The sequence below is a fragment of the Variovorax sucrosi genome (assembly GCF_051216635.1).
Lineage (GTDB): Bacteria > Pseudomonadota > Gammaproteobacteria > Burkholderiales > Burkholderiaceae_C > Variovorax.
The window spans coordinates 267,876-292,963 of sequence record NZ_JBPJZU010000003.1; the positions used below are offsets into that span (position 1 = coordinate 267,876).

The 25,088-nt window shown below is 64.6% G+C and carries 30 protein-coding genes, 3 tRNA genes and 1 pseudogene; 15 read left to right on the top strand and 19 right to left on the bottom strand.

The features are described 5' to 3' along the window. Window positions 1–130: 130 nt before the first annotated feature. From ACSFBE_RS07310 to ACSFBE_RS07325, 4 genes are all read right to left on the bottom strand, one after another. Window positions 131–207, bottom strand: a tRNA-Gln gene (locus tag ACSFBE_RS07310). Between the two features lie 73 nt (window positions 208–280). After that, window positions 281–1,129 carry a 4-(cytidine 5'-diphospho)-2-C-methyl-D-erythritol kinase gene (ispE, locus tag ACSFBE_RS07315; protein ID WP_435489723.1) on the bottom strand — a complete coding sequence of 283 codons (849 nt, stop codon included), beginning with the start codon at window positions 1,127–1,129 and terminating at the stop codon, window positions 281–283. After that, window positions 1,126–1,602 (bottom strand): lipoprotein insertase outer membrane protein LolB, encoded by a 477-nt coding sequence (locus ACSFBE_RS07320; protein WP_435489724.1) that lies wholly within the window; start codon window positions 1,600–1,602, stop codon window positions 1,126–1,128. Before ACSFBE_RS07320 ends, ispE begins: the two co-directional genes overlap by 4 nt. Before the next feature lie 20 nt (window positions 1,603–1,622). Continuing rightward, the gene (locus tag ACSFBE_RS07325) at window positions 1,623–3,467 is read right to left on the bottom strand and encodes a tetratricopeptide repeat protein (protein ID WP_435489725.1); all 1,845 of its coding nucleotides are present in this window, start codon (window positions 3,465–3,467) and stop codon (window positions 1,623–1,625) included. A gap of 86 nt (window positions 3,468–3,553) precedes the next feature. On the opposite strand from ACSFBE_RS07325, the gene mutM reads away from it, so the two are divergent. The 3 genes from mutM to mutY all read left to right on the top strand — a co-directional run bounded on the left by mutM (window position 3,554) and on the right by mutY (window position 7,478). Continuing rightward, on the top strand, window positions 3,554–4,369 hold the full coding sequence (gene mutM, locus ACSFBE_RS07330) for a bifunctional DNA-formamidopyrimidine glycosylase/DNA-(apurinic or apyrimidinic site) lyase (protein ID WP_435489726.1): 816 nt from the start codon (window positions 3,554–3,556) through the stop codon (window positions 4,367–4,369). 78 nt (window positions 4,370–4,447) lie between these two features. After that, the gene (locus ACSFBE_RS07335; protein ID WP_435489727.1) at window positions 4,448–6,409 is read left to right on the top strand and encodes a dynamin family protein; all 1,962 of its coding nucleotides are present in this window, start codon (window positions 4,448–4,450) and stop codon (window positions 6,407–6,409) included. Then, entirely contained in the window at window positions 6,399–7,478 is a 1,080-nt protein-coding gene (gene mutY, locus ACSFBE_RS07340) for an A/G-specific adenine glycosylase (RefSeq protein ID WP_435489728.1), read from the top strand. The genes ACSFBE_RS07335 and mutY overlap by 11 nt, the downstream gene beginning before the upstream one ends. On the opposite strand, the gene rapZ is transcribed toward mutY, so the two are convergent. From rapZ to ACSFBE_RS07355, 3 genes are read right to left on the bottom strand one after another with little or no spacing between them, the layout of a single operon-like run. Beyond that, complete coding sequence (gene rapZ, locus ACSFBE_RS07345) at window positions 7,475–8,344, bottom strand: RNase adapter RapZ (protein WP_435489998.1); 870 nt, start codon at window positions 8,342–8,344, stop codon at window positions 7,475–7,477. The genes mutY and rapZ overlap by 4 nt on opposite strands. A gap of 47 nt (window positions 8,345–8,391) precedes the next feature. Beyond that, window positions 8,392–10,071 (bottom strand): DNA repair protein RecN, encoded by a 1,680-nt coding sequence (gene recN, locus ACSFBE_RS07350; protein ID WP_435489729.1) that lies wholly within the window; start codon window positions 10,069–10,071, stop codon window positions 8,392–8,394. Beyond that, entirely contained in the window at window positions 10,071–10,970 is a 900-nt protein-coding gene (locus tag ACSFBE_RS07355) for an NAD kinase (protein ID WP_435489730.1), read from the bottom strand. Before ACSFBE_RS07355 ends, recN begins: the two co-directional genes overlap by 1 nt. Window positions 10,971–10,998: 28 nt before the next feature. Here ACSFBE_RS07355 and hrcA point away from each other — a divergent pair, with 28 nt between their 5' ends. The 3 genes from hrcA to ACSFBE_RS07370 all read left to right on the top strand — a co-directional run bounded on the left by hrcA (window position 10,999) and on the right by ACSFBE_RS07370 (window position 12,263). Then, window positions 10,999–12,006, top strand: a complete 1,008-nt coding sequence (gene hrcA, locus ACSFBE_RS07360; protein WP_435489731.1) for a heat-inducible transcriptional repressor HrcA — start codon at window positions 10,999–11,001, stop codon at window positions 12,004–12,006. Between the two features lie 44 nt (window positions 12,007–12,050). Continuing rightward, a tRNA-Ile gene (locus ACSFBE_RS07365) sits at window positions 12,051–12,127 on the top strand. A 59-nt stretch (window positions 12,128–12,186) separates the two neighbouring features. Continuing rightward, window positions 12,187–12,263, top strand: a tRNA-Arg gene (locus ACSFBE_RS07370). Window positions 12,264–12,293: 30 nt separating this feature from the next. Here the strand turns inward: ACSFBE_RS07370 and ACSFBE_RS07375 are convergent. Then, complete coding sequence (locus tag ACSFBE_RS07375) at window positions 12,294–13,475, bottom strand: tyrosine-type recombinase/integrase (RefSeq protein WP_435489732.1); 1,182 nt, start codon at window positions 13,473–13,475, stop codon at window positions 12,294–12,296. Between the two features lie 416 nt (window positions 13,476–13,891). On the opposite strand from ACSFBE_RS07375, the gene ACSFBE_RS07380 reads away from it, so the two are divergent. From ACSFBE_RS07380 to ACSFBE_RS07395, 4 genes are all read left to right on the top strand, one after another. Continuing rightward, complete coding sequence (locus ACSFBE_RS07380) at window positions 13,892–14,053, top strand: hypothetical protein (RefSeq protein WP_435489733.1); 162 nt, start codon at window positions 13,892–13,894, stop codon at window positions 14,051–14,053. A 4-nt stretch (window positions 14,054–14,057) separates the two neighbouring features. After that, window positions 14,058–14,291, top strand: coding sequence for a hypothetical protein (locus ACSFBE_RS07385; protein ID WP_435489734.1), 234 nt, complete (start codon window positions 14,058–14,060; stop codon window positions 14,289–14,291). 19 nt (window positions 14,292–14,310) lie between these two features. Beyond that, window positions 14,311–14,508, top strand: a complete 198-nt coding sequence (locus tag ACSFBE_RS07390; protein WP_435489735.1) for a hypothetical protein — start codon at window positions 14,311–14,313, stop codon at window positions 14,506–14,508. 327 nt (window positions 14,509–14,835) lie between these two features. Then, complete coding sequence (locus ACSFBE_RS07395; RefSeq protein ID WP_435489736.1) at window positions 14,836–15,060, top strand: hypothetical protein; 225 nt, start codon at window positions 14,836–14,838, stop codon at window positions 15,058–15,060. A 133-nt stretch (window positions 15,061–15,193) separates the two neighbouring features. Here the strand turns inward: ACSFBE_RS07395 and ACSFBE_RS07400 are convergent, their stop codons facing one another. From ACSFBE_RS07400 to ACSFBE_RS07420, 5 genes are all read right to left on the bottom strand, one after another. Beyond that, on the bottom strand, window positions 15,194–15,400 hold the full coding sequence (locus ACSFBE_RS07400; RefSeq protein WP_435489737.1) for a hypothetical protein: 207 nt from the start codon (window positions 15,398–15,400) through the stop codon (window positions 15,194–15,196). Continuing rightward, entirely contained in the window at window positions 15,397–16,572 is a 1,176-nt protein-coding gene (locus tag ACSFBE_RS07405; protein WP_435489738.1) for a hypothetical protein, read from the bottom strand. The genes ACSFBE_RS07400 and ACSFBE_RS07405 overlap by 4 nt, the downstream gene beginning before the upstream one ends. Then, complete coding sequence (locus ACSFBE_RS07410; RefSeq protein WP_435489739.1) at window positions 16,569–16,934, bottom strand: hypothetical protein; 366 nt, start codon at window positions 16,932–16,934, stop codon at window positions 16,569–16,571. Before ACSFBE_RS07410 ends, ACSFBE_RS07405 begins: the two co-directional genes overlap by 4 nt. A gap of 136 nt (window positions 16,935–17,070) precedes the next feature. Next, window positions 17,071–17,838 (bottom strand): BRO-N domain-containing protein, encoded by a 768-nt coding sequence (locus ACSFBE_RS07415; protein WP_435489740.1) that lies wholly within the window; start codon window positions 17,836–17,838, stop codon window positions 17,071–17,073. Beyond that, the gene (locus ACSFBE_RS07420) at window positions 17,835–18,011 is read right to left on the bottom strand and encodes an Arc family DNA-binding protein (RefSeq protein WP_435489741.1); all 177 of its coding nucleotides are present in this window, start codon (window positions 18,009–18,011) and stop codon (window positions 17,835–17,837) included. Before ACSFBE_RS07420 ends, ACSFBE_RS07415 begins: the two co-directional genes overlap by 4 nt. A gap of 26 nt (window positions 18,012–18,037) precedes the next feature. On the opposite strand from ACSFBE_RS07420, the gene ACSFBE_RS07425 reads away from it, so the two are divergent. Beyond that, window positions 18,038–18,760: an Arc family DNA-binding protein gene (locus ACSFBE_RS07425; protein ID WP_435489742.1), complete on the top strand. Its 723-nt coding sequence runs from the start codon at window positions 18,038–18,040 to the stop codon at window positions 18,758–18,760. Between the two features lie 357 nt (window positions 18,761–19,117). Here the strand turns inward: ACSFBE_RS07425 and ACSFBE_RS07430 are convergent, their stop codons facing one another. From ACSFBE_RS07430 to ACSFBE_RS07455, 6 genes are all read right to left on the bottom strand, one after another. Continuing rightward, window positions 19,118–19,807, bottom strand: coding sequence for a hypothetical protein (locus ACSFBE_RS07430; RefSeq protein ID WP_435489743.1), 690 nt, complete (start codon window positions 19,805–19,807; stop codon window positions 19,118–19,120). Window positions 19,808–20,009: 202 nt separating this feature from the next. Beyond that, window positions 20,010–20,801 (bottom strand): hypothetical protein, encoded by a 792-nt coding sequence (locus ACSFBE_RS07435; RefSeq protein ID WP_435489744.1) that lies wholly within the window; start codon window positions 20,799–20,801, stop codon window positions 20,010–20,012. 53 nt (window positions 20,802–20,854) lie between these two features. Continuing rightward, window positions 20,855–21,796: a hypothetical protein gene (locus ACSFBE_RS07440; protein WP_435489745.1), complete on the bottom strand. Its 942-nt coding sequence runs from the start codon at window positions 21,794–21,796 to the stop codon at window positions 20,855–20,857. Window positions 21,797–22,032: 236 nt separating this feature from the next. Next, a complete protein-coding gene (locus ACSFBE_RS07445) occupies window positions 22,033–22,464 on the bottom strand; it encodes a helix-turn-helix domain-containing protein (RefSeq protein ID WP_435489746.1) in 432 nt (143 codons plus the stop codon). Beyond that, complete coding sequence (locus ACSFBE_RS07450) at window positions 22,452–22,733, bottom strand: type II toxin-antitoxin system HigB family toxin (RefSeq protein ID WP_435489747.1); 282 nt, start codon at window positions 22,731–22,733, stop codon at window positions 22,452–22,454. Before ACSFBE_RS07450 ends, ACSFBE_RS07445 begins: the two co-directional genes overlap by 13 nt. 40 nt (window positions 22,734–22,773) lie before the next feature. Then, entirely contained in the window at window positions 22,774–23,187 is a 414-nt protein-coding gene (locus ACSFBE_RS07455) for a helix-turn-helix domain-containing protein (RefSeq protein ID WP_435489748.1), read from the bottom strand. A gap of 78 nt (window positions 23,188–23,265) precedes the next feature. Between ACSFBE_RS07455 and ACSFBE_RS07460 the strand changes: the two genes are divergently transcribed. The 4 genes and pseudogenes from ACSFBE_RS07460 to ACSFBE_RS07475 form a co-directional block, all read left to right on the top strand. Continuing rightward, window positions 23,266–23,505 (top strand): YdaS family helix-turn-helix protein, encoded by a 240-nt coding sequence (locus ACSFBE_RS07460; RefSeq protein ID WP_435489749.1) that lies wholly within the window; start codon window positions 23,266–23,268, stop codon window positions 23,503–23,505. A 250-nt stretch (window positions 23,506–23,755) separates the two neighbouring features. Continuing rightward, the gene (locus tag ACSFBE_RS07465) at window positions 23,756–24,067 is read left to right on the top strand and encodes a CII family transcriptional regulator (RefSeq protein ID WP_435489750.1); all 312 of its coding nucleotides are present in this window, start codon (window positions 23,756–23,758) and stop codon (window positions 24,065–24,067) included. 109 nt (window positions 24,068–24,176) lie between these two features. Continuing rightward, window positions 24,177–24,620, top strand: coding sequence for a hypothetical protein (locus ACSFBE_RS07470; protein WP_435489751.1), 444 nt, complete (start codon window positions 24,177–24,179; stop codon window positions 24,618–24,620). A gap of 78 nt (window positions 24,621–24,698) precedes the next feature. Beyond that, window positions 24,699–24,770 (top strand): annotated as a pseudogene (locus ACSFBE_RS07475) (hypothetical protein); the annotation flags it as partial. Between the last annotated feature and the right edge of the window lie 318 nt (window positions 24,771–25,088).

Consider the following 25,088-nt stretch of genomic DNA (forward strand, 5'->3'; position numbering starts at 1 on the left):
TGTGTACAGCCGGGCAGCTGCAACGCTTGGGGTCGCGTGGCCGGCGGGCCGCGTGACCTGTTTTCAGGTCGGTATTCGGGTCGGTTTTCGCAAAAACGCACGGCCCCTTCGGGCCGCGCGTCGTGTGTTTTGGCAGGGGAGAAAGGATTCGAACCTTTGCATGCTGGAATCAAAATCCAGTGCCTTAACCAGCTTGGCGACTCCCCTACACGGGTCGGTGGCTTGCGCCCCCAACCGATATATGTCGCATCGAACCGCCGAGCGATTCGATCCATTTTCTCTAGACCGCCCAACCGCCGAGCGGATGGATGGCCAGATTGCTGCATTTCCGGAGTTGCCAACCCTCCGGGGGTTCTGGCAACACCGCTTCCTGCGGCATTGCTGCAAACACAGCACTCCCAGAACCGGTCATTCGTGCGGTGAGCCCTTGGTGACCGAGCCAGTCGATGGCTTCGGTGACGTCCGGGCAGAGCCGCTGTGCAACCGGCTGCAGGTCGTTGTGACCAAAGTCGAAGACTCCAGATCCGCGATGTGCAGCAAAGCCCGTGATTATAGCAGCGGCTGTGGCGCGTTGGAGATCAGGCGCTGCAAAAATAAGACGCGTGTCGAGCCCGCTCTGCGGTTTCAGCACCGCAAAGCGGGCTGCCGGCAGATCGATCGGCGTGATCTGCTCCCCGATGCCTTCGACCCACGCGTTGTGACCGCGCAGGAAAAAGGGCACGTCGGCGCCCAGCGAAAGTCCGACCTCTTCCAGAGTTGCAAGCGGCAGATCGAGGCCCCACAGGCGGTTGAGCGCCAGCAGGCAGGTGGCGGCGTCGGACGAGCCGCCGCCCATGCCGGCCTGCGCCGGCACGTGCTTGGCCACGCCGATGTGCGCGCCCTGCCCGGGCCCGGCGCGGGCCTGCAGGGCGCGGGCGGCGCGCAGCACCAGGTCGTCGGGCGGCAGCGCCACCGTGAGGTCTTCGCGGCTCAGCTGGCCGTCGCTGCGCAGTTCGACGTGGAGCGTGTCGCACCAGTCGATCAGCATGAACACCGACTGCAGCAGGTGATAGCCGTCCGCCCGCTGGCCGGTGATGTGCAGGAACAGGTTGAGCTTGGCCGGTGCGGGCAGGTCGTAGAGCGCCTTCATGAGCGCTCGAACACGATGCGCAGATCGCTGCGCGGCAAGGGCGATTCGCGCACCGCCTGCAGCTTGCCCGCGGACCACTGGCTCAGGTCCGGTCGCCAGCCGGTGACGGTCTCGTTGCGGCCGGCGAGCCAGCCGAACAGGGCATCGACCGGAATGGCCGCGCCGGTCGCGGCCTGGATCAGCGCGTCGACGGAGCCGTAACGCCGTGTCTCGCTGCCGTTCTTCAGAAGCGCCTCGTCGGGCGACCACTGCAGTTCGGCCAGTGTGCTGCCGATCGGCGTGGTCAGCGTGAGCGTGCCTCGCTCCGGTGTACCGCGCAGGTCGAACAGGGCGGCAAAGGTCTGCACCGGTTCGCTGTCGACGCGCAGCGACAGCCGCCCGCTCCAGCTCTGTGCGCCTGTCGCTTCCCCGCCCGACGCAAGCGACGCGGCGCAACCGGCGAGCCACAACGTGCCACCGAGGGCGACGGCCATGAGCGCCCGTCGCGGCGGATTCACAGCTTGATGCGCAGGCGCTTGAGCGTTTCCTGCAGCGTTTCGTTCTCGGCGTCGACCAGTGCGGATTCGCGCCAGATCGCGAGCGCCCGGTCGCGATCGCCGGCGGCCCACAGCACTTCGCCGAGGTGGGCGCCGATCTCTGGGTCGGGGCGTCGCTGGTAGGCCGCTTCGAGGATCTTGCGTGCCTCGGCGATTTTGCCCAGGCGGAACTCGACCCAGCCGAGGCTGTCGGCGATGAAGGGGTCCTGGGGCGCCAGATCGACGGCCTTCTGGATCAGGGTGCGGGCTTCGTCCAGGCGCACCTTGCGATCGGCGAAGGAGTAGCCCAGTGCGTTGTAGGCGTTCTGGCTCTCGGGCTTCAGGCTGATCTGGCGGCGCAGCAGGCGTTCCATCTCGTCGAGCCGGTTGAGCTTTTCGGCCATCATGGCTTGGTCGTAGATGAGGTCGGTGTCCTCGGGCGCGGCGGCACTCGCCTTGGCGAGCATGTCGTAGGCCACCTGGTATTGCTTCGCATCGCGCAGCAACTGCAGCTCGGCCTGGAACTTCTGCTTGGCATCGTCGGGCGTGCGCTCGGGCAGCGCACGCACCAATTCGCGCGCCTGCTGCACCTTGCCTTGGCGCGCCAGCAGGGCCGCGCGGCGGAAGGTGGCGGCCTGCGGTTCTTCCGCGCTGTCGATGCGCGCCAGCCAGCTTTCGGCTTCGGCGAAATCCTTGCGGCGCTCGGCCAGTTGCGACAGCAGCAGATAGGCCTGCGTCATGCCGCGTCGACCTTCGTCGTCCGCCGGCAACGCATCGGCCAGCGCCAGATAGCGCTTGACCGACGCCTCGGCCGCGGCGTCCTGCCGGCTCTGCGCCTGCAGGCTGCCGAGCAGAATCCACGGGCCGGGAAGCTCCGGCTTGTCACGCGTCAACGTGGAAAGCTCGCGGGTCGCTTCCGGATAACGGCGCGCTTCCATGAGTTCGCGCGCATAGGCGATGCGAATCTCGGGCACCGGGTTTGCTCCGGTGAGATAGCGCTTGACGAGCGGTTCGGCCAGCGGCCGGTCCGGGTCCATGAGTTCGAGCGCCAGGAGTGGTGGGCCTTCGGACGACGGGTCGAGCTGCTGCCCCTGAATGGCGGCCTCGAGCGCGCCGGTCGAATCGCCGGCCCCCAGCCGCAGCCGGCCGACCGTGCTCCAGGCGAAGCCGGCGGTGGACGGATTCTTCAGCTCATCGACCAGCGCTCGCTCCACCACCGAGGCGGCCAGCTTCTTGTCGGCGGCACGGCCATAGGTCCGCCCGATGACGGTCATGAGGAAGGGGCGCTCGGGCAGCGGGGTGGCGGCGATCTCGGCGCGCAGCGGCTCGGCGGTCTCGTCGATGCGGTTGAGCGCAATGAGGATCTGCAGCTCGAAGCGGCGTGCCTCGCGCGAATCGGGCAGGCTTTCTTTCCAGGCACGGGCGGCCGCCAATGCGGCGTCGCCCGAGCGTGCCTGCAGTGCGATCTCGACGGCGCGCTGGAACAGTTCGCCGTCTTTGGCGCGACGCGCGGCATCGAGTACCAGCGAATAGCCGCCGCCCGGATCGCCCGAGCGGGCGGTGATTTCGCCAACCAGCACTTCGTAGAACAACTCCGCGCTCAGTGCCGACGCCCTGGCTTCGGCTTCGGCGGCCGCCTTGCGGGCCGAAGGACTCGCGGGCCTTGCCGGACTGGCCGGGCGAGGCTGGATCAGGGGCGCGGGGCTGGTCGGCTCGGCGGCCGGTGGCGTGGCGGAAGGTGCCGTCTGGGCGTGGGCAACGGCAGCGACCAGGAGGGCGGAGATGGCCGCCGCAAGGCGGAGTCGGCGAGGCGGTGGGGTCATCGAACTCATAATAAAGCAAGGCTTTCGGTGTGAGTGCCTGCGGGTCATCCGGTTCCCCGCCCTTGCTTTCATGGCACGCTCGCGCCATGCCAGAACTCCCCGAAGTCGAAGTCACCCGCCGCGGTTTTGCCGACCGCATCGTCGGCGCCCGCATCGAAGCGGTGCGCGTCGGCAAGCCCTTGCGCTGGGCGCTCGGCGTCGCACCCGAGAGCCTGGTGGGCCGCACCGTGCGGGGTGTTCGACGCCGCGGCAAGTACCTGCTGGTCGACCTCGATGCGGGTCTTCTGCTTCTTCACCTGGGCATGTCGGGCAGCCTGCGTTTCGATGCGGTGCTGCCGTCGCCGGGCGCCCACGACCACTTCGATCTGGTGACCAGTCGCGGCGTTCTGCGCCTGAACGATCCGCGCCGTTTCGGCGCGGTGGTGCATGTGGACGACGAAGCATCGCCGCTGGCGATCAAGCTGCTGGGCGGCCTGGGCATGGAGCCGTTGGACGACGGCTTCGATTTCGAGGCCTTCCACGCCGGGCTGCGCCAGCGCCGCGCGGCCATCAAGCAGGTGCTGCTGGCCGGCGACGTCGTGGTGGGCGTGGGCAACATCTATGCCTCCGAGGCGCTGTTTCTTGCCGGCATTCGCCCCAGCGTCGCCGCATCGCGCATCAGCCGGCCCCGCGCGCTGCGCCTGCATGCGGCGGTGCGGGACATCCTCGCGCGAGCGGTGGAACGGGGTGGCAGCACCTTGCGCGACTTCTCCAACGTCGACGGCCAGAGCGGCTATTTCCAGCTGGATGCGACGGTGTACGGCCGCGCCGGAATGCCCTGTCGGGTCTGCGCCACACCCATCCGCCAGATCCGGCAAGGACAACGTTCCACTTACTTCTGCCCGATTTGCCAGAAATACTGACGCCCTGTCGACCGCCGGACAGGGCATGCTGTCGAGCCCGATGCTATATTTTGTAAGCTCCACTTACAGCTTCCTCTTTTGACCCCTTCCTTCAATCAGCAGTTCGATCAGCACGGCGTCTGGCGTCGCAGCTTTGCGAAGCGCCTCAAGTGGCTGTCCGGCTGGCTCGACGAGAACGAGCTGCTGGACCACGCCGTCGCCGAACGGCTCAAGGAACTCGAGGCGCAGATGCGCACGAGCAAGGTGATGGTCGCCTTCGTGGCAGAGTTCTCCCGGGGCAAGTCGGAGCTCATCAACGCCATCTTCTTTGCCGGTTATGGTCGCCGCATCATGCCGGCGAGCGCGGGCCGCACGACGATGTGCCCGACCGAGCTCGGCTACGACCCGGCCCAGCCGCCGTCGCTGCGGCTGCTGCCGATCGAGACGCGGCTGGAGCCGCATTCGCTGATGCACTGGCGCGACGAGCCGGCGCGCTGGACCGACGTGCCGGTCGACGTCGAGGACGCCGAGAGCCTGTCCGTGGCCATGGGCAAGGTGGCCGAGGTTCGCTGGGTTCCGCTCGCAGAAGCGCGGGCGCTGGGCTTCTGGAGCGATGACGCACCCGACGACAACCCGATGCCGGACGGCAACGGGCGGGTCGAGATACCGCGCTGGCGGCATGCGGTGCTCAACATGCCGCATCCGCTGCTCGAGCAGGGCCTGGTCATCCTCGACACGCCCGGCCTCAACGCGATCGGCGCCGAGCCCGAACTCACCGTGAGCCTGATCCCGCAGGCGCATGCGGTGGTCTTCATCCTCGGTGCCGACACCGGTGTGACCCGCTCCGACCTGTCGATCTGGCGCGAGCACCTGATCACCGAAGGCCCGGCCAGCGAGACCCGCATCGTGGTGCTCAACAAGATCGACACGATGTGGGACACGCTCAGCACGCCGGCCCAGATCGATGCGCAGATCGAACGCCAGCGCCAGGGCGCCGCCGAACTGCTTGGCGTGCCGTTGCCGCAGGTGTTGCCGGTGTCGGCACAGAAGGGCCTGCAGGCGAAGATCCGGCGCGACGGGCCGTTGCTGCAGGCAAGCCGCCTGCCGGGGCTCGAGGCGGTGCTGGGCGAAGGCCTGCTCGGCAAGCGCGAAACCATGCTGCGGCTGGCGGTCGATGCCAGCATCGGCGCGCTGCGCGCCGAGGCGTCGCGCATCATCAACGTGCGCCAGCGCGACCTGTCCGAGCAGGCCCTGGAACTGCAGGGCCTGCGCGGCAAGAACGTCTCGGTGATCCGCCACATGCGCTCGCGCATCGAGCAGGAGCAGACCGAATTCGAGACCAGCAACGTGCGCATCCTGGCGGTGCGCTCGGTGCAGGGCAAGCTGTTGCGCGAGGTGTATGCGGTGCTTGGCAGCACGGCGCTCAAGGCCGACATGGCCCACCTGGCCGCAGCGCTGAAGCGACCGGGCATCAAATTCAATGTCCGCAAGGTGTACGCCGAGACCTTCGATGCGCTGCGCAACAACCTGCGCGAAGTGCAGGCCACGACCGGCGAAATCCAGTCGATGCTGCACGCCACCTTCCGCCAGCTGAACGCGGAGCACGGCTTCACGCTGCAGGCACCGGCCGAGCCCGACCTGAGCGATTTCGAGCAGCAGCTCACGCAGATCGAGCAGAGCCACATCCACTACCTCGGCGTCGGCAACCTGCTGAAGCTGGCACAGGCCGACTTCTGCGACAAGCTGGTGCGGGCGCTGTCGAGTCGGCTGCGGGTCGTCAACGAAGCGGCCATGACCGAGGTCGAGCGCTGGAGCAAGGGCGCGGGCGCGCAGCTCGATGCGCAGCTCAAGGAGCGCCGTCGCAATTTCGGTCGCCGGCTGGAATCGGTCGAACGCATCCAGGGTGCGGCCGGCAACCTCGACGAGCGCCTGGCCGAGATTGCCGCGCAGGAGAGCGGACTGACCGAGCTGCAGCAGCGCCTCAACGAACTTACCTCCCTGCTCACCAGCAACGACGCCCCAGTGGCGGTGAACACGCACGGCGCTGTCAGTGCGGTCTGAGGTCGTCGGCGCCCCCAGGGCACCCGAGGCCGGCGAACGCGATGACTTCTCGGCGCAGATCGTCGCCTGGCAGCAGACGCATGGGCGCAGCACGCTGCCGTGGCAGAACACGCGCGACCCGTACCGCGTGTGGCTTTCCGAGGTGATGCTCCAGCAGACACAGGTGAGCACCGTGCTCGGCTACTTCGCCCGGTTTCTCGCGCGCTTTCCCGATGTGCGGGCGCTGGCCGAGGCCAGCGAGGACGAGGTCTTCGGCCTCTGGAGCGGCCTGGGCTATTACAGCCGCGCACGCAACATGCATCGCTGTGCGCAGGAAGTCGTGGCGCGTTTCGACGGGCTCTTTCCGCCGACGGCGACCGAGCTTGCGACGCTGCCCGGCATCGGGCGCTCCACGGCCTCGGCCATTGCGGCCTTCTGCTTCGGCGAACGCGTCGCGATCCTCGACGGCAACGCCAAGCGGGTGCTGACCCGGGTGCTCGGTTTCGCGGGCGACCTGGCATCGAGCGCCCAGGAGCGCGCGCTGTGGGACCGTGCCACCGCATGCTTGCCACCGGTGGGTCGGCATGCCGACATCGCCCGCTACACCCAAGGCCTCATGGACCTGGGCGCGACCGTCTGCCTGCCGCGCAAGCCGAGCTGCACGATCTGCCCGGTCAACCGGATGTGCGTCGCCGTGCGAGAGGGCGAGCCCGAGCGTTATCCGGTGAAGACGCGCAAGCTGCGCCGCACCTCGCAGTCCCTCTGGATGCTCCAGGCCGAAGACGGCCAGGGTCGGGTGTGGCTCGAGAAGCGGCCCGCGCGCGGCATCTGGGCCGGGCTCTATTGCCTGCCGGTGTTCGACAGTCGCGCCGCCCTGCTCGCGACCTTGCAGCCGGCCGAGCGCGAAACAGCGGTGGACGCGCCGGCGTTCCTGCATGTGCTCACGCACAAGGACCTTCATCTGCACCCGCTGCGTGTGCCGACGGCCGGGCGAAAGCTGAGCGATGCGGGTGGCTGGTTCGCGCCCGACGATTGGGCTGTGCTCGGCCTGCCTGCACCGGTGCGCAAGCTGCTGCTCGTACGCGCTTAGTTTCCGTCCAGTTCCCGATGCCGCTTGAGCGCGGCCCAGCGCGCGCCAAAGCCGCGCGCCAGCTGCTCGACCAGGAACACCGACCGGTGCTGGCCGCCGGTGCAGCCGATGGCGACCGTGACATAGCTGCGGTGGTCCTGCGCCAGCGCATCGAGCCAGCGCGCGAGGAACTGCTCGATGTCGCCGTACATGCGCGCCACGTCTTCGTGCCCGCGCAGCCAGTCGATCACTGGCTGGTCGCGCCCGGTCAGCGGCCGAAGCGTCGGCACGTAGTGGGGGTTGGGCAGCATGCGCACGTCGAACACATAGTCGGCGTCGAGCGGCACGCCGCGCTTGAAGGCGAAGGACTCGAACACCAGCGTGAGGGCGCTCTCCGGCGCCGAGATCAACGCCTTGACATAGCTCTGCAGCTGCGCCGGCCGGATGATGCTGGTGTCGATCACGTCGGCGCCGTCGCGCAAGTCGGCCAGCAGCTCGCGCTCGAGGTCGATGGACTGGATCAGCACGCGCTGCTGCTCGGGCGCGTCGGTACGGTTCTCGCCGCGCGACAGCGGATGGCGACGTCGGGTCTCCGAATAGCGCCGCACCAGCGCGTCGGTGGTCGAGTCGAGGAAGAGCGAACGCAGGGCCACGCCGCTACGTCGGAGCGCCTCCAACTGCTGTGGCACCAGCGGCAGCGACACGCCGCTGCGCACGTCCATCGCGATAGCGACGTGCGTGGCGCCCTGCTGCTGCTGCAGGGTGATGAAGGGCATGAGCAACTCGGGCGGCAGGTTGTCGACGCAGTAGTAGCCCGCGTCTTCCAGCGCGTTGAGTGCCACCGATTTGCCGGAGCCGGACATGCCGGTGATCAGCACGAGTGCCAGCCCTTCGGTCGCAGCCGTCTCGGTGGCGGTGGCTTGCGCTTCGTCGCTCACTCGGCCCCCACGCGCTGCTGGCCCAGCATTTCGCGCGCGTGCGCCAGCGAGGTGGCCGACGGGCGCTCGCCGCCGAGCATGCGCGCGATCTCCTTGGTGCGCGCATCGGCCTTCAGTGCGGACACGCCGCTTTCGGTGCGGGGCGTCGCATCGCCATCGGCTGCCGTCTGGCGCTTGGCGACCAGCAGGTGGTGGTCGGCGCAGGCCGCCACCTGCGGCAGGTGCGTCACGGCGAGCACCTGGCGGTCGCGCCCCAGCTGTTGCATCAGCCGGCCGACCGTTTCGGCCACCGCGCCACCGACGCCTGCATCCACCTCGTCGAAGATGAGCGTCTGCGCGGTGCCGAGTTCGCTGGTCGTGACCGCGATGGCCAATGCCACCCGCGAGAGCTCGCCGCCCGATGCGACCTTGCCGATCGGCCGCGGCGTGCTGCCCGGATGGCCGGCGACGAGAAACGCGATTTCTTCGAGGCCCGCGCGCCCGGGCTGCGCCAATGGCTGAAGCGTGACTTCGAAGCGACCGCCCTGCATGCCGAGGCCCTGCATCGCTTGCGTGACCGACTGCGACAGTTTCGGCGCGGCCTGCTTGCGCAACTTGCCGACCGCCTTGGCTTCTCTCTGGTAGGCCTGCTGTGCGGCCTGCTCGTTGCGTTCCAGCGCGTCGAGATCGCTTTGTGCGTCGAGCGCCTGGAGTTCGGCCTGCCAGCCGACCCACAGCGCCGGCAGCTCGGCCGGCACGCGCTTGTAGCGTCTGGCCAGCGACATCCAGAGGCCCATGCGCTCGTCGAGCTCGGCCAGGTGCTGCGGATCGGCGTCGGCATGCCGCAGATAGCCGTGCAGCGAATGGGCAGCATCGGCGGCCTGCGCAATGCTGGACGCCAGCACGTCGGCCAGCGTCTTGAATTCGGGTTCGATGTGCTCGCAGCCTTGGAGCAGGCCGAGCGCGCGGTTGAGGCCGGCGAGGGCGCCCTGGTCGTCGTCCTCGAGAGCGGCCCGCGCCCCTTCAGCGGCATCGATGAGCGCCTGGGCATTCGAGATGCGCGTGTGGTTGGTCGACAGTTCGTCCCATTCGTCCTCGCCCGGTGCGAGCTTGGCGACTTCGGCGATCTGCCACTGCAGGCGTTCGCGCTCCCGCTGCAGCGAATCCTGTGCCGACCGTGCGCTGTCGTGGGCGCTCTGGGCCCGGCGCCAGGCATGCCAGGCGGCATCCAGCGCGTCAGTGCGCACGCCGCCGTAGGCGTCGAGCAGGCCGCGCACGGCGTCGGGCCGTGTCAGGCTCTGCCAGGCATGCTGGCCATGGATGTCGAGCAGGTGGTCGCCCAGCTCGCGCAGCTGGGTGGCCGTGGCGGGGCTGCCGTTGATCCAGCCGCGGCTGCGACCTTGCAGGTCGACCGTGCGGCGCAGCAGCAATGAATCGCCGGCCTCGAAACCGCCTTCGTCGAGCCAGCTCGCCAGGGCCGGGTCGGCGTCGAACTCGGCGCTCACGTCCAGCCGCTCTGCACCTTCGCGCACGGCGCCAGCGTCGGCACGGTTGCCCAGTGCGAGCTGGAGCGCGTCGATGAGGATCGACTTGCCGGCGCCGGTTTCACCGGTGAGAACGGTGAAACCGGTCGCCAGATCGATGTCGAGCGTGCGCACGATCACGAAGTCGCGCAGCGCGATGCGTCGCAACGCCATCAGGAACCTCCTTCGTTCCAGTGCAGTTTCTTGCGCAAGGTGTCGAAGTAGCTCCAGCCTCTCGGATGCAGGAAGCGCACGCGGTAGTCGGAACGGCGCACCACCACGCGGTCGCCGATCTCGACCGACGCCAAGGACTGCATGTCGAAGTTCGCGCTGGCGTCGCGGCCCGCGACCAGCTCGATCGAGATCTCGTCGGCATCGGGCAGCAGGATGGGCCGGTTGGACAGCGTGTGCGGCGCGATCGGCACCAGCACCCAGCCCGGAATCGACGGATGCATCAGCGGCCCGCCGGCCGACAGCGAGTAGGCCGTCGAACCGGTAGGCGAGGCAATGATCAGGCCGTCGGCCCGCTGGTTCGCCACGAAGTGCCGACCGACGGAGACGCGCAGCTCGACCATGCCTGTGGTCGCGCCGCGGTTGACCACCACGTCGTTCATCGCGAGCGCATCGAACACGCAGGCGCCGTCGCGCATCACCTGCGCATGCAGCAGGCTGCGGTGGTCTTCTTCGTATTCCCCGGCCAGCATCGGGATCAGCGTGGCCTGGTAGTTGTCGAGCGGGATGTCGGTGATGAAGCCGAGCCGGCCGCGGTTGATGCCGATGAGTGGCACGCCGTACGGCGCAAGCTGCCGGCCGATGCCGAGCATGGTGCCGTCGCCGCCGACCACCAGGCCCAGATCGCAGCGTTCGCCGATCTCCTCGACCGTCAGGGCCGTGTAGCGGCTGCTGTGCAATTCGTCGGCGGTGAAGCGCTCGACGGCCACTTCGCAGCCCTCCGATTCGAGGAAGGCGCCGATCTCCGCCATGATGTGGTCGTCCGGTGCGCCGGACGACGCCCGTCGGCCGGACGCCTGGTACTTGCCAATGAGGGCGACATGCCGAAAGCGCGAGGTCATCTACAAATTACAACACTAAAATCGAACGATGCTGGACGACCGTGCCAAGTTGCTGCTCAAGACGCTGGTTGAGCGCTACATCGCCGAGGGGCAGCCTGTGGGGTCGCGCACGCTTTCGCGCGCATCGGGGCTCGAACTCTCGCCCGCCACCATCCGCAACGTCATGTCGGACCTCGAGGCGCTGGGGCTCATCACCAGCCCGCACACCTCGGCCGGGCGCATCCCAACGGCGCGCGGCTATCGTCTCTTCGTCGACACCATGCTGACGGCGCAGCGTGACCAGTTGCCCGCACCCAGCCTGCCGCCCGATCAGCCGCAGAAGGTGATCGCGAACGCGGCGAACCTGCTTTCGAGCCTCTCGCAGTTCGTCGGCGTGGTGATGGCACCGCGTCGCACCTCGGTGTTCAAGCAGATCGAGTTCCTGCGTTTGTCGGACCGGCGCCTGCTGGTCATCATCGTCTCGCCCGATGGCGACGTGCAGAACCGCGTCATCTTCCCGGAGTCGGACTACTCGCAGTCGCAACTGGTCGAGGCGGCCAACTACATCAATGCGCACTACGCCGGGCTCACCATCGAGCAGGTGCGCGACCGGCTGCAGTCCGAAGTCGAGAAGCTGCGCAGCGAGATCGCATCGCTCATGCAGGCGGCGGTGCAGGCCAGCTCGGAAGTCATGACCGAGTCGCAGGACGACGTCGTCATTTCGGGCGAACGCAACCTGCTGTCGGTGAGCGACTTTTCCAGCGACATGGGGCAACTGCGGCGCGCCTTCGACCTGTTCGAGCAGAAGGCGCAGCTCATGCGCTTGCTCGACGTCTCGAGCAAGGCCGAAGGGGTGCGCATCTTTATCGGCGGCGAGAGCCAGGTCGTGCCCTTCGAAGAGCTGTCGATCGTCAGCACCAATTACGAGGTGGATGGGCAGGTGGTGGGCACGCTCGGTGTGATCGGGCCGACTCGCATGCACTACGACCGGATGATCCAGATCGTCGACATCACGTCGCGGCTGGTGACCAACGCGCTGAGCCACCGCAAGACCTGATGCGCCGGTGGCCAGGGCGCGGCGCCACTAGAATTCCGGCGCGTGGGCCGTTAGCTCAGTTGGTTAGAGCAGCGGACTCATAATCCGTTGGTCGATGGTTCAAGCCCATCACGGCCTACCACGCGAAATTTGCGATGCATCCGGGAGAGGTCGAAAACGGATGCTATAATCGCAAGCTGTGCGGCTGTAGCTCAGTTGGATAGAGTACTTGGCTACGAACCAAGGGGTCGTGGGTTCAATTCCTGCCAGCCGCACCACTCTTCAAATGGCCTAGAGGTTTATCCCCTCTAGGCCATTTTCTTTTGGGGGACTTCTGGGGGACTCGCATCCACCCGCCGCCCCTCTTCTTGCTCCCGCCGCAGCGTCGCCAGGCTCTTGTTCCAGCGGCCGCTGTCTGCTTTTACCTTCTCCAGCGCGCCGTGCAGCTCCTGCAACTGGGCCACGCTGTAATGCCGCGTCATCGATCCCGTCGAGTGCCACAGCAGGTCGGAGATCGTTCCCTCGGCGACGCCGGCCTCGCGCAGGCGCATGCCCACGGTGTGGCGCAGGTCGTGGACGTGCAGATCTCCGAGCCCGGCTTCCTGCCGCGCACGCTGCCAGGCCGTGTTATTCATCGTCCTGATCGGCCGGTAGGCCATCAGCGGCGCCTGGTCCACGTTCTTGACGCGTTCCCGGCGGTAGACGAACACGAATTCGGCATGCTGTCCGCGCACCGCATCGACCACCGACTGCGCCACGCTGTTACAAACCACGACCCGCGACTGCTTCTTCCCTTTGACGTGCTGGCGCGGCACCTCGAAGACCGAAATCCCGAGTTCCGGCACCTTGATCTCCCACTCCCACCGCAGGCTGCAGGCCACGTCGTCACGCACACCGGTGTTCAGGACGAACAACGACATGCGGGCCAGGTGATCCGGCAGCTTCGGCAGCAGCGCGCGCTGTTCACCCCAGGTGATGGGGCGGGGCTCGCGCTGGTGACCGACGAGCGGCAGCATGGTGATCTTCGGCGCCTGCGGCAGCCAGGTCCGGCCGTCCTCATCCCGCCAGCTCGTGGCCGCCAGGTTGAGGATCCGCCGCACCACGCCCAGGGCCAGGTTCACCGTCTTGTGCGCCCGGCCGCCAGCCAGCCGCGCCGAGATGTACGGCGCGAGCGTGCTGTCGTGCACTTGGTGCAGCTCGAGTGACCCTATCGTCGGCATGACGCTCTTGAGCATGAAGATCTCAGTTTCGATCGACGCTTTGGCTTGGTGGGTCGTCAGGTAGTGCGCCGCGGTGGCTTTGAAGGTACGCACCGCGCGCGCGCCGTGTATCACGACCTCGCGCTTGGCCGCCAGCTGAGCGATCAGCCAGCGTTCCGCTTCTTCAAAACTGACGCAGCCACGCTGTCGAAATCGAGTTCCGCGCCACCACTTGTCGACCTGCCAGGTCCCGTCCTTGTCGGGGTAGATGCCCCTTGTTCTTTGGCCCATGTGAAAACTCCATTTCCGTGAGTGGGCCGTCCGTTCCGGGGGCCATTGTGGGGCAGGGCGGGCGCATCGTTGGCGGCCGGATCCTCGCCAGCGGCTTGGCGCTTGAACTCCTCGAAAAGGCGATCCAAGTCCTCGCGGTCGAAGATCACGCAACTGCCCTGCCGCATACCGACCAGGCGCGGGCGCCAGACATCGTCGAAGGTCCGGCGCTTGATGCAGACGTACTCGATCGCCTCGGCGTGGGTGAGGCCGCGCTTCATGGGCGGTGCTCCCCGACCACCACAGCGCTTCTGACTTTCGAGGCCTGCCGGGCGCCACCTGCGGCGCTGCGGCTCGCAGAGGTGCGAGGATTTCCTACATGCTGACCAAGTGCCTGCGCTGTAGGGTGTTCGAACACATCACCACGAAGGAACGCCATGAACGAACTGATCCGACCAGCTTCGAAGCCTGCGCTGGTGCCCGACCCAAACGCTCGGAAGGAAGCCGAAGAGCCGGAGCTTGACGACGGCGAGCCAGGCGTCGACGAGAACGCCGCCGGCTTCCTGAAGAACACGACCGACAAGCCAGCCAAGGAGTAGCGCGATGCGACTCTCTCACCTGGCGCTGACCGTGATCGACGATCCGGACCATGAAGGCGCGTATCTCTGGCTTCTGCTCGAAGCTCAGGGCGACGACGTCGTGCATGCGCACTCAGCGTCCGAGGAAAGCTACCCGTCGGCCCTGGAAGCATTCGATGCAGGAACAGCCCGCTGGAAACAGCAGATGCGGAAGGAAGACGAAGACGCTGACCCAGTGGGCGACAACGTAAACCCTTAGCTGAGAAAGGAAGAGCGAGATGCCCACCCCTGACAAACTGAACGAAGCCTTTGAAGCCTGGCATCGTGCGATAGATGAACACGTGGACATGATGCGCGCCGTCACGACTGGCCAGCCCCTCGATGTCCAGGCGATGACGCAAAAGGTCGGAGAGATCGACACCCTGCATGCCACCTGGATGGAGATGGTGATGCGGCGTGATGAAGAGCCTGCCTGACCATGGGACCGAGCACCCCGATGGATTCGATGGAGGAGTTTCAGCACAAGGGCTGGACGTTCCTCTGCAGTGCGGAACAGCTACCTGATGGCCTTTACCAGCCAGTGGTGAGGTATCGATGCCCGCCGAGCGATGCCATTCGCACAATATCGATCGGACGTGACTTGTTCGGCACTGCCTCAGAGGCGCTGCTGTCGGCGAAAGAGCGCGCCGCGGCTTGGTCGGATGAGCGGGAAGGGGATGGCCGCAGCACTGAATAAGTGGCGTTGACCCCTGCAAAGCGCTTCGCGCGGTTGAATACCTGAACCCACGAGAAGGACAAACCCCATGAGAGCCAAGACACACCGCGGTCGTTTCTACGACGCAAGTTCCAAGGTCGAATCGCCAGACGTATACCGCGGCGTGTTCGATATCGACAGCTCGAGCCCAGAGGTTGCGGATGGCGTCATCAACGAAGTGACGAGCGACACCTACCCGACGCGAGAGGCCGCCGAGGAGGCCGCTGATGCCGCGGCAGTGCGCTGGATCGACGCAGAGTGCAAGGATGCCTGACGGCTTGATTTCGGGGATTCCGGGTCGGGCGCTGCAGGTCACGACGGCTTTCACATCGCCCACCCGTGCGCGATCTCCATCGCGAAGATGAACACGACGGCACCGGTGCCGACGGCGTACCAGAGGTCGCGGATCATCGGCCGTTCTCCTGGGTTCGCACTGCGCTGACGATGGCGTTGCGGATTTGTACTCTCGCCGTCGTTGGCAGCACGCGCCAGATGGCCGGGAAGTTCTTGTCGATGAACTCCATGATGGTGAAGGCAACCATGTCGGCGTCGATGGTGCTGGTGGGCGTGGGCACCAGCCGCAGAAGCCGTGCCTGTGGAGTTCGCGTGTTCACGCGATGGCCTCTTGGCACTTGTCGTCAATGAGCTGCTTTGCCGTCGTGAGTAGCGATGCACCCGCATGCAGCAGCATGCAATCCAGAGCGTCGCCGTTTACCTTCTCGAGCAAGGCCAGCACCTGTTCGAGCATGGCGCTTGCGTCCTCGAGGACCTCAAGATCCGCCTGATCTGTCGAATCGAGGGTGCTCCCGATGAGCTTGGCCAAGGAATGCACCCCCCAGACCTCCGGCCGGTTCTGTTCCCGCGAGGCCGCGAGGATCACTGCCGTTGCTTCGGTCACGAGGTTGCGATGGTCCGGTCCAGCAGTCGCGGTGCGCGCACCGGTGCTCTCGGCCACAGCCACTTCCGGAAGCAATGCACCCAGCAGGGCCGAGTCGCACTCGGTTTGCGCCCAGTCCATCAGGTTGAAGATCTCCGCGACCGTCGCATAGATGACGCTGTCGACGGACAGAGCCATGACGCCTTCAAGGGCTGCCAGCAGCGGAAAGAACCCCTCGTAGGCCACCGCAGCGTCAGCCTTCGTGACGGGCTGGTGCTGCTCGTCTTCGTTGCGCAGGAGCGGCTGCCAAGCGCCGCGGGTCAGCTTGTTGTCGATCAGGTCCAACAGCACGGCGGCGGGGCTCCCGAGTTCGGCCGCCGCGCGAGCGGTCTGCAGCTTTTCGTCGGCCTCGTAGATGGCGGCGCGCAGGGTTTCGATGCGTTCGGTGGGCGACGCGTCCGTGTTGGGCTTGTATTCCTGCACTGGCCGACGGTACTGGCGCGCGGCCCACTTAGCGCGCGCCTCCTTGTCCGGCTGCAGGCAGTCGTCGGAACCCGTGAGCAAGACGAGGTTTGCGCGCGCCGCATCGATCTGCGCCGTGCGTTCCGCCGACTCGGCATCGCCGGGCACCAGGCGCGCCGCCTTGATCTGCGCCGCGATGTCGAACGCGATGAACTGGGCCGTCTCGGCGTCGCTCGTGCGTTGCGATTCGCGCTCAGCTATCGCGGCGCCGGCGCGCAGCAAACGGTTTGAATCACCCGACAAGTTGTGCGGCTCGTCAGTCATGGCTGCCGCGTGAAGCGCCACGGCCATGCTGCTGAAGGCGTTCTTGATCTCGGTCGGGCCGAACTTCTTCTCAGCGCGTGGCGATGCCTTGGCGCGCGGCCGGGTGAGCGTTGCGGCGGTCATGCGGAATACTCCGTGCCGTTCGCCACAGCGCGGGCCTGCTGGTACTGTTCCCAAAGTTGATCGCTGGCCTGGCGGGCCTCGCGTGCCAATCGCATCATCACGTCGGCGAGCAGCGGCATGGCATCGTCGATCATTTCGTAGCCGCTGACGTTGTCAGTGGCGCGCTCCATAGCTGCCAAGCACATCGAGCAGGAGGCGAGGGCCTCAATCTCCGCCGTGCGGGCGATGAGGACGTCGATTGCCGTCGAGTCAAACTCGATCGCCGGCTTCTTGTCGGCGGCATCGATGAGCCGCGGTGGGAGCGAGCGTGGCGGCTGCGCGGAATTTGCGTCCACTTGTGGGCGCGTGCTAACCTTCGTCATGATTCGTTCCTTGTAAGGGTTTCGGGTCACAGAAGCCGGTCTGCGGGTCCAAGCGCATTCCGGCTTCGCCTTTTCTGAGGCTTGATACTGCTGATGTCGGTCCGGTTCGTATATGAAAGCGCTTTACCAAACGCTTTCAAGCGGCCTCCTTCTCTGTGCCGAGCAGCGGCAGAACGCTCGGCGACCACTTGATCTGTTGGATGGGCACGCCGCTGCCATGGCGCTTGCCGGTGTCGAGGATCCGAGCGAACTCGCGGCCGGCCTCGGTCACTTCCCACACGTCGCCTCTCTTCATCTGCATCCCAGCTTCGGCGAGCAGCAGGTTTACGCCGCGCGCGCTGGCGCCGATGCGTTTGCCCAGTTCGGTGGGCGTGAAAAACTGCGTGTCCTGCTTCTCGGCTTCGAGGTGGATTTGGCCCAGCCCTGCCATGAGGTCCACGTCGGTGAGCTTGGTCACCATCTGGTTGGCGCTGATCGCCGCCGCGTTCTTGTCGCAGCCCAGCAGTCGGGCAACTCGGAACAGCGGCGGGAACGCCTTCGCAGCGTCGTAGGCCAGGCGCACGGGCGAGGGCGCAGCCTTGGGCGCGGTGTAGCTGCCGGTCTTGCGGATCGCCGACAGCACTTCTGCCGTCACCCACTTCTTGAATTTGGCCGCTTCGGGCTTGCGGCTGCTGAGGATGGCCGAATACAGGCCAGACTCGTTGATGACCGTGACGCCACGGGGACCAAAACCGACGATCTGTAGGTTTTGCTTCTCGTCATCGTCCAGCTTGCGGGTCATCGCCTCGGCGTCGGAGTAGTCGAGGATCGCGGCTATCTCCATCGCCACAAACCAAGGCGAACCCTCCAAGTCCAGCAAACGGATCGAGGATCCCTCGAAGTCGAAGGGGATGATGTTGTTCATAAGGTTCCTTTCGAGGTGGCGGGTTGCTGTGAGCGGGTTTGTTCAAGGCGATGCACGATCTCGCTCGAAAGCGACCGGTGGTTTGCCGCGGCCTCCCTCTTAAGCGCGCTCTTCAAGTCGTCGGGCATTCGGACTGGCGTGGGGGCTTGCTGATGGCGATTCGGGGTAGTCATGGTGGATTAGATTCTGAAAGAGTCGCATGAAAGAGTCAACAAGAATCTTTGAAAAAGGATCAAAAAGAGTCGATGATTCGGGGATGGAACCAAAACAGCAGCCGCCGTACCCGCTGCGTATAGCCCCGGAGCTTCGTGAGCGTCTTGAGCGAGAAGCGGCCAGTGCAAAGCGGAGCCTCAACGCTGAAATATCCGCTCGCCTTGAACGATCCTTTGAATCGAAGGACCGCGATGCTGTCGCGGTCGCCGTCAGCTTGGCCAGCGCCGAGCGACAGGCCGCCATGAACGAATTGCTGCTTAGTGGTGCCGTGTTTTCGCATGCATCCTCCGCAGCATCGCTGCTGCAACTCCTGCTTGACGCTCCTGAAGCCTGCGCGAGAGTGTTCGGAGAAGAGGAGCTTCGTGATGTTCGTGAAGAGGCAGAGGCTGCGATCGCCGCCGCTGAGGCCCAAGACAAGCAAGTGAGCATTGATGACCTGAGCCGGCGTTTTCTGGCTGCAGGAGATCGGCTCGCCGAAGCCAGACGGTCTCTCCGTCAGTCGGCAGCTTACGAGTCCGAATCGGGCGGATCGCCGATTCCCAATCGCGGCTTGAAGCCTCCCGTGCGAAAGATCTTGGTAGGGAATATTGGGGCCGACCAGGGGTCGATCTACGACAAGGGGGTCGCCCAAGCCGATCCCATGCTTGCGAAGAAGCCTGCAAATAGGGGCCCGACGCGCAGCGCGAACGCACGCAAGCCCAAGCCCTGATAGACAGTAAGTACTGAGTAACTTCAGCCGATCAGCAGTTTGTCCGCCGCATGTGTGCATAGGCGGTAGTCTGCTCGTCGACCCGAAATATTGCGACGGACTAACAAGTGCCTTTTGAGTGACTGAGAAGTCACTGTGCCCGGGGCAACGTTGGAGGCAGCTCATGCCCGCCAGTCTCCCGGCCGCGGCACCGCCCGTCATGGTGAAACGCTTCACCAAGCCCCAGCATCCCATCGCACGCCCCAACTGACCCGCCCTGCATCCGGTGTGCTGCGGTATGGGATGGATTGGACTAGACTGTCGCTATCTAATCTATAGCACTGCGCCGGGTGGATGCGCATCCTGGCCGCAGGGTAGCTACTCTGCCGGTTCAGTCGTATTCTTCTGCGCCTTCCACTGCCGGCTCCATCGCCGCGGGCTCTCGATGTTCTGAATCACTTGTTCTTCCGGCAGATCGCTCTCTGGGCCGAACTTGTTCATCATGTCCTTGGCGTATGCCTCTGGGCCGACGTACAGCCCCGGATCTTCTTGCCAGCGCAACCAGTACTGTTTGGCCTTGTCCTTCGTCCGCTGCTTGGGATCCTGCGCAACCTTTGCTAGGCCACCGCGTTGCGCGACGGAACGCACTGAGTCCTGTGAATAGGACGCACCCGCTTGTACAAACGCCATGCCGAGATGCATATGCGCACGACTGCACGAGGTAAAACAGGCCGAGACGCTGCCTCGTTGCAGGTACTGTGCCGCCAGATCTATCGATAGGATTCCAGCGAGGATCTCGAGCTGACCCAGTCGTTCAGAATGGGAATAGCAATGGCTGTGGTCGTTGCTTACCAGGTCCCATAGATCCTGTCTTAGCGCATCGGGCTTACTTTCTGGGAATTCATCCGCGTGCTCTATGCCTTGAAGGGCATCGATCTGGGCTTCGGTTTCCTCTGGTGCAAGGGGGAGGGTTTTGATGAGCCTATGGAGATCCTCCTCCTCCAGAAAGAGGATGCCCTGGGCCACCGGTGAACCCAAGTGCCAGAAGAGCTCGATCTGCTCGTCCACCAAGCATCCGACGCATACGTCGACCTGCTTATGACCGTGTTCATCGGCCGTCGTTGGTGTGAGCGCGGCAGGAGGGTGCGTGTTATTGATCACACCCGTGATAGTGCCACCAACAGGGGCGAGCGACGACGAGCAACGGTGGCAGCTCGACGGCGGCAAAAAAGCCGCCTTAGTGGCGGCTATGGGACGGTAGTGCGATCGTCTATTTCAGCGCCGCCACGAGATCTGCGGCTTCGAAAGCTGAGGCAGACTGAAGAATTTCAAGACCACTTGATTTCGCGAGGAGGGTGAGGCGGTCCAGCATCGTCCGCGCTTCGTCTTCAGCGCTCGTCGTCGGCAGGTTGTAGAGCACGTCTTCGTTAATCAGCAGGACGGGCATGATCATATTGCCCTCCATGTTCTTACGAATCACATCAATTTCGTACAGCTTGCTTTGAGATTCACGAAGAGCATGAACGGCCTGCCTGGGCGTTGCCGGAAGGCTAGTGATCTGCACCATCCAACGACGAAATGCATAGTCGACCGTAAGTTCGGGCAGTTCTTGACTGGGTTTCAAAGTCATCTCAAACCTGGACTTGATGTCGGCATCATCGCCGGCGACTTCCCGTTTGAGCGTCTTCAGGAACTCTGCCGTCCTCACGGTATGGCGAGGTGCCTCTCTCGCCTCTTCGTCGTTGACCAAGTCAGTTGCTTGCCCAAAAGCGCTAACGCTGCGGACGGCAGCATTCACCAACTGATCGAGATCGTAGCCTCTCGCCACTGAGGCCGGGCCGAGCGTGAAGCCATGAAACTGAGCTTGCAATTGCTCCATGGGTACGCCGGCTTGTTGTCGATGGGTTAGAAACTCCGCAACCTCTCGCAGGATCCCGTGTGCAGAATTGCCGCGCTGCCGCCCCAGCATGGCGCGAAGGCGCTCAATCGGCAAAATGCTGTGCGTCCCAGGAGACAGCTTGATCTCGCTGCTCGGATGACCTTCAAGGGCAACGAGCGCCACGATGCGTTCTGCCGTCCCTGGGATCGGCTCCCAGAAAATCGGGCTGTAGCGGGCTACGCAGGGCGGCGCGGCGTAGCTTTGCTGGGGACGGGTTGGCGAGGCTTGCTGTAGGAGGTCCACAATGACACTTTTTCCGGTTGCTCCAAACGCTTTTGTAAGTGCATGGCGAGTGCGGGAAGGCGCAAGTCTATGCTCCTCAGGTAAACGTGGGTCATCATTAGCACGGTGTCGACTTGGTCCATACCCGTATGCCAGTTCTGCGCCTGATCAGCAAGCCATTGCAGACGTACCCGCAGCGACGCCCAAGCAGGGGGCAGCGTGTTCATCTGATGGTCCTTGGAACGGCGCCGCACCACCTCAGCGGCCAAGACATTTTCCTTGGCTACGTGGTCGATCAGGCTTTGTCGAATGACGTGCTCGGCAAACCGCTTCATGACCTTCGCCACGCTCGGAAGCGTGTGCTCGTGGTCGATCAGCCACCATCGATGTCCATCGAACACAACGTTCTCGCAGTGCCTGTCTTCGTTCGCGACTAGTTCATCCCAGACTGCGCCGCTCGGGCCTTGCGGGGTATCACAAAGTTGCTGCCAGATGCGTTCCTCTGCTGCGTCACTATGTACTGGACGCGCAAAGGCGTCATCTGGCCATTGGAGTTCACTTGCGAAGCACATTACCAGGTCGGTGCTTGCTCCACGAACCCGATTCGGAAGGCCTGGGAGGTCGCCTTTTTCTGCCAACGCGAGAACTCCGGCGGGAACTTGAAGCTTGAGGGCTTTTCCCGCGAGTGAGCATGCCAACTCCGCGGCAAGAACCTCCTTTTTATCAGTCCATTTGAGGATATGCGGAACCGCAGCTTCCGTAGTTCCAAACCTCTGCACCATGCCACGCCACACCTTGTTCAGATGTGAGCCTTCGAGTAATAGCCCGGTGCTGAGCACTCGATGGACGGGCGGTGGTCTCCATCGCTGCAAGTCGGCGGCGCCTGAGGTGCTCATAGTTGCCATCGATGGTTGACGATTCGCCGAGTAAATCACAACCGTGATCGTTCAACTCACAATCGTTGGTGATCGACCAATTTCTCAGGTCGGATCAGCACGAATATCACAGATACCGGCGAAACCAGTGTAATTAAACTTCCGCGATCTCCGGTAGAGCGCGCCGGTCTTTAGCGCCTGCGCTTCGACGGCCAGCTTTCGGCTGGTGGCCAATTGGTTATGCCGTCAGCGAGCGCTCAAGCTCCTACGAAGGAAGCGACAGGAACAGAAAACCGCCCCGCAAGCGCGCGCATCTGCCGCAGGTTCAGCTCGCGCTTACCGTTTAGCACCTCCGAGACGATCCCCTGCGATCCGAGTTCGTCCGCTAGATCGGTTTGCTTCAGTCCATGCTGGCCCATGAGGAAGCGAAGCATCTCGCTCGGAGCCACATCCTTGCCGGGGTAGTGCACCTCGTCGTAGTCGCCGATCAGTTCCCCCAGCGTCGCAACGAGGTCGGCCAGCGGGTGCGCTTCGTCCGCGGCACCAGCGTCCAAGAGAGCATTCAAGGAGGCGACAGCCGCGTCGTATTCGCCCTCTGACCTGACGGGATGCAGGGGAACATGCTTCGAGATGGCGGCGAAGTGGCCTGCCAGTTCGTCAGCGGCTTGGCGGTCGATTACGGCTTCCATTTGTCGTACTCCTGGTGAGTGAAGACGTGGCGGATGAACACCATCTGGCGATTGAAGTGGATGGCCGAGATCACGCGGTACTTGTTCCCGCCGATATCGAACACGTAGTAGTCACCCACTTTATCGGTCGCGTTGAAGCTGTTCTTCAACTCTGCATAGTTCGAGAAAGCACCTGTCTCGATGATCTTGCGCCACGCTTGCAAGGGCGCATCCGCCTCGATGTGCTTGGCCGCGAACTCGGTCAGGGCCTTGTTTGAGATGAGGCGCATGAGCTGAATCATATCTCAATTTGAGATATTGTGCTTGCCCCTACTCCTTGAAGAACCGCTCGATGTCCGCGATCGTCTGCTCGACGACGCTCTGGTCGTCTGGATGCTCGACGAGTTCCACCAACAGGTTGCCAAGGTTCTTCCGCAGCGTCGGGCGTTGCTTCGTCGCGATGCTGGACAGGTACTCGACCAGCGCTCTCACCGTTGGCTCGGCGTCGGCTCCCACCAGCGTGAGAGACGCACGCTCTGTTCTCGGGCCCTTACCCGTTTCCAGCCACTCTGGGGAGACCCTAAGCGCTCTAGCGATTGAGACGAGTTCCCGCGGGCGCTGTCTGAAGCCTGATTCGATGTTCCCGATGGAACTCTGAGACACGCCCACCTCTTCCGCCAGTTGAACCTGGCTCCAGCCCAGTTCCTGGCGGACGGCCTTCACTCGTTCTGCGATGGTCTTCACGAACGAAATTCTCCCACAGCTTTTAAGTGCGTTCGTGTTAGCATTTGGGCTTCTATCGTGTTTGGATGTGGGGTTCTCATGCAAGGCTTCTGGCAAGCAGTGTTGGCTGCAGGTGGGATCGGGCAACTGGCGCGCCGCATCGGCGTTGCCAACAGCACGCCGAGTAATTGGATCTGGCGAGGCAGAGTGCCGGCCGAGCACTGCCCGGCGATCGAGCGCGAGACGGGTGTGCGATGCGAAGTCATTCGCCCGGACGTGCCTTGGGGCGTGCTGCGGCGCCACGATTGCCCGGCGTCCGCGAAGGCGAAGAAGAAGTGATTGCGATCGTGTTCGACGGTGTAGAGCGCTCGCGCCGAGCCGGTGTGGCGCGCGGCGTCACATCCAGCTCGTTGGCCGTGAACCGCATGACCACCTCGTCGTCGAGCACCCGAATTTCCAGCTTCGTGACCCGGAACATCACTCGATTGCGCCAGGTGGTGCCATCCCTGTTTGTGGTGAGGGTCGTCCTGGTGCTTGAGTGCAGCAGGGCGGGATCGTTGGCGGCTGTCAGGGGAGGGCGGTGAGTCATATGTCTGCAGTCTCGCCAACCCCTGCTGAAAGGGCACGCAAGGCGCACGTCACGATCTTGCGCGCGCTGCAAGAGCCTGGAAGGCAGGTAGCGCTGGCGACTGCGATGGGAATCAGCGAGAGCACGGTGTCGCGCTTCAAGACCGATCAGCTCGAGCAGCTGTGCACGTTCCTCGCGCACCTGGGCCTCAAGGTCGTTCCGACCGAATTCCAGTGCGTCGACCAGAAGACCTTCGCCGCCTTCCAGATCCTGTGGGAGCGGGCGATGAGCCAGACCTCGGCCGCGAAGCTGATCTTCGAGGACGCCGACTGATGGCGCGCCCGGTGAACCGCGTGATCTACGTCGCGCACCTCCTCTATTACCTCCGCGTGCACCGCTCCTGGTCGAGCGCGGTGTGGTGCATGCAGCACGAAGGACGAGCATGGAACTGAACGTTTTTGATATTGGCCCTATGGTCGACGGCATCAGCGTTGATCTGGGATTCATCCCAGATGCTGCCGGTACGAGGTACATGGTGCTTCTCCAGTTCGGTGGCAGGGTCCCGTCCACGATCCGCACTGCGTCGTGCGTGGATGGCTTGTGGGTGAAGAACCCACCGCCTCCACCGAGGACCCATCCCGTGGTGACGCTTGCGCCCGCGCAAGGTGGCCCGCGCGCCACGTTCGATGCCGCCGGCTTCATCGAGAACGCTCGCTGCCGGCTGGGGTTCTTGATGTGCAACCTCTGGGACGACGGCAAAGTCATCTCCTTTTCTGCGGAGGACATGGCGCACTTGGGCGCCGCCATCGAGCAAGCGATTCCAGAGCCCCTCGGTGGATTCGAGGTGCGCTGGGTGCCCGTGACCGACGACGGCCTGCCGTTCTGAAGCCGAGGCCGCGTGAGCAACATCGTGACCAACCTCTGCCGGCCTCTTCAGCTGTCGCCGGCGCAGAAGGCCGTACTGATGGCTTTGGCCGATCGTTCGGACGATGCTGGTGTCGCCTGGCCTTCCGTCGCATGGGTGTCGGAGTGGACCTGCCTGGGCCGATCGACGGTCATTCGCGCTGTCAACGCCTTGGAGGCGCAGCAGTTGATCGTCATGAGCCGGGCCGAGGGGCGTACCAGCCGGTGCACGATCATCATCGGGAACATCGTCGCAGTGACGGCCAACCCGTCCCGCATCGGGACACCTACCTGTCCCGATGCGGCACCGGGTGATGAATCTGACCCGTCCCGATGCGGCACTGGTTCGGATGGATTCAGCGATGCCCACCCGTCCCGCTCTGGCACCGGTCCCGGTGCGTCACCCGTCCCGGATCGGGATACCCCCCCGTCCCGCAGCGGTACACCTACC

Excerpts from the sequence above, each read along its gene's own strand:
- ispE (WP_435489723.1), bottom strand. The coding sequence starts at position 1,129 with ATGAAGGCGCTCTACGACCTGCCCGCACCGGCCAAGCTCAACCTGTTC.
- ACSFBE_RS07320 (WP_435489724.1), bottom strand. The coding sequence starts at position 1,602 with ATGGCCGTCGCCCTCGGTGGCACGTTGTGGCTCGCCGGTTGCGCCGCG.
- ACSFBE_RS07325 (WP_435489725.1), bottom strand. The coding sequence starts at position 3,467 with ATGACCCCACCGCCTCGCCGACTCCGCCTTGCGGCGGCCATCTCCGCC.
- mutM (WP_435489726.1), top strand. The coding sequence starts at position 3,554 with ATGCCAGAACTCCCCGAAGTCGAAGTCACCCGCCGCGGTTTTGCCGAC.
- recN (WP_435489729.1), bottom strand. The coding sequence starts at position 10,071 with ATGGCGTTGCGACGCATCGCGCTGCGCGACTTCGTGATCGTGCGCACG.
- ACSFBE_RS07355 (WP_435489730.1), bottom strand. The coding sequence starts at position 10,970 with ATGACCTCGCGCTTTCGGCATGTCGCCCTCATTGGCAAGTACCAGGCG.
- hrcA (WP_435489731.1), top strand. The coding sequence starts at position 10,999 with ATGCTGGACGACCGTGCCAAGTTGCTGCTCAAGACGCTGGTTGAGCGC.
- ACSFBE_RS07375 (WP_435489732.1), bottom strand. The coding sequence starts at position 13,475 with ATGGGCCAAAGAACAAGGGGCATCTACCCCGACAAGGACGGGACCTGG.
- ACSFBE_RS07380 (WP_435489733.1), top strand. The coding sequence starts at position 13,892 with ATGAACGAACTGATCCGACCAGCTTCGAAGCCTGCGCTGGTGCCCGAC.
- ACSFBE_RS07385 (WP_435489734.1), top strand. The coding sequence starts at position 14,058 with ATGCGACTCTCTCACCTGGCGCTGACCGTGATCGACGATCCGGACCAT.
- ACSFBE_RS07390 (WP_435489735.1), top strand. The coding sequence starts at position 14,311 with ATGCCCACCCCTGACAAACTGAACGAAGCCTTTGAAGCCTGGCATCGT.
- ACSFBE_RS07395 (WP_435489736.1), top strand. The coding sequence starts at position 14,836 with ATGAGAGCCAAGACACACCGCGGTCGTTTCTACGACGCAAGTTCCAAG.
- ACSFBE_RS07405 (WP_435489738.1), bottom strand. The coding sequence starts at position 16,572 with ATGACCGCCGCAACGCTCACCCGGCCGCGCGCCAAGGCATCGCCACGC.
- ACSFBE_RS07410 (WP_435489739.1), bottom strand. The coding sequence starts at position 16,934 with ATGACGAAGGTTAGCACGCGCCCACAAGTGGACGCAAATTCCGCGCAG.
- ACSFBE_RS07415 (WP_435489740.1), bottom strand. The coding sequence starts at position 17,838 with ATGAACAACATCATCCCCTTCGACTTCGAGGGATCCTCGATCCGTTTG.
- ACSFBE_RS07420 (WP_435489741.1), bottom strand. The coding sequence starts at position 18,011 with ATGACTACCCCGAATCGCCATCAGCAAGCCCCCACGCCAGTCCGAATG.
- ACSFBE_RS07425 (WP_435489742.1), top strand. The coding sequence starts at position 18,038 with ATGAAAGAGTCAACAAGAATCTTTGAAAAAGGATCAAAAAGAGTCGAT.
- ACSFBE_RS07440 (WP_435489745.1), bottom strand. The coding sequence starts at position 21,796 with ATGAGCACCTCAGGCGCCGCCGACTTGCAGCGATGGAGACCACCGCCC.
- ACSFBE_RS07445 (WP_435489746.1), bottom strand. The coding sequence starts at position 22,464 with ATGGAAGCCGTAATCGACCGCCAAGCCGCTGACGAACTGGCAGGCCAC.
- ACSFBE_RS07450 (WP_435489747.1), bottom strand. The coding sequence starts at position 22,733 with ATGCGCCTCATCTCAAACAAGGCCCTGACCGAGTTCGCGGCCAAGCAC.
- ACSFBE_RS07460 (WP_435489749.1), top strand. The coding sequence starts at position 23,266 with ATGCAAGGCTTCTGGCAAGCAGTGTTGGCTGCAGGTGGGATCGGGCAA.
- ACSFBE_RS07465 (WP_435489750.1), top strand. The coding sequence starts at position 23,756 with ATGTCTGCAGTCTCGCCAACCCCTGCTGAAAGGGCACGCAAGGCGCAC.
- ACSFBE_RS07470 (WP_435489751.1), top strand. The coding sequence starts at position 24,177 with ATGGAACTGAACGTTTTTGATATTGGCCCTATGGTCGACGGCATCAGC.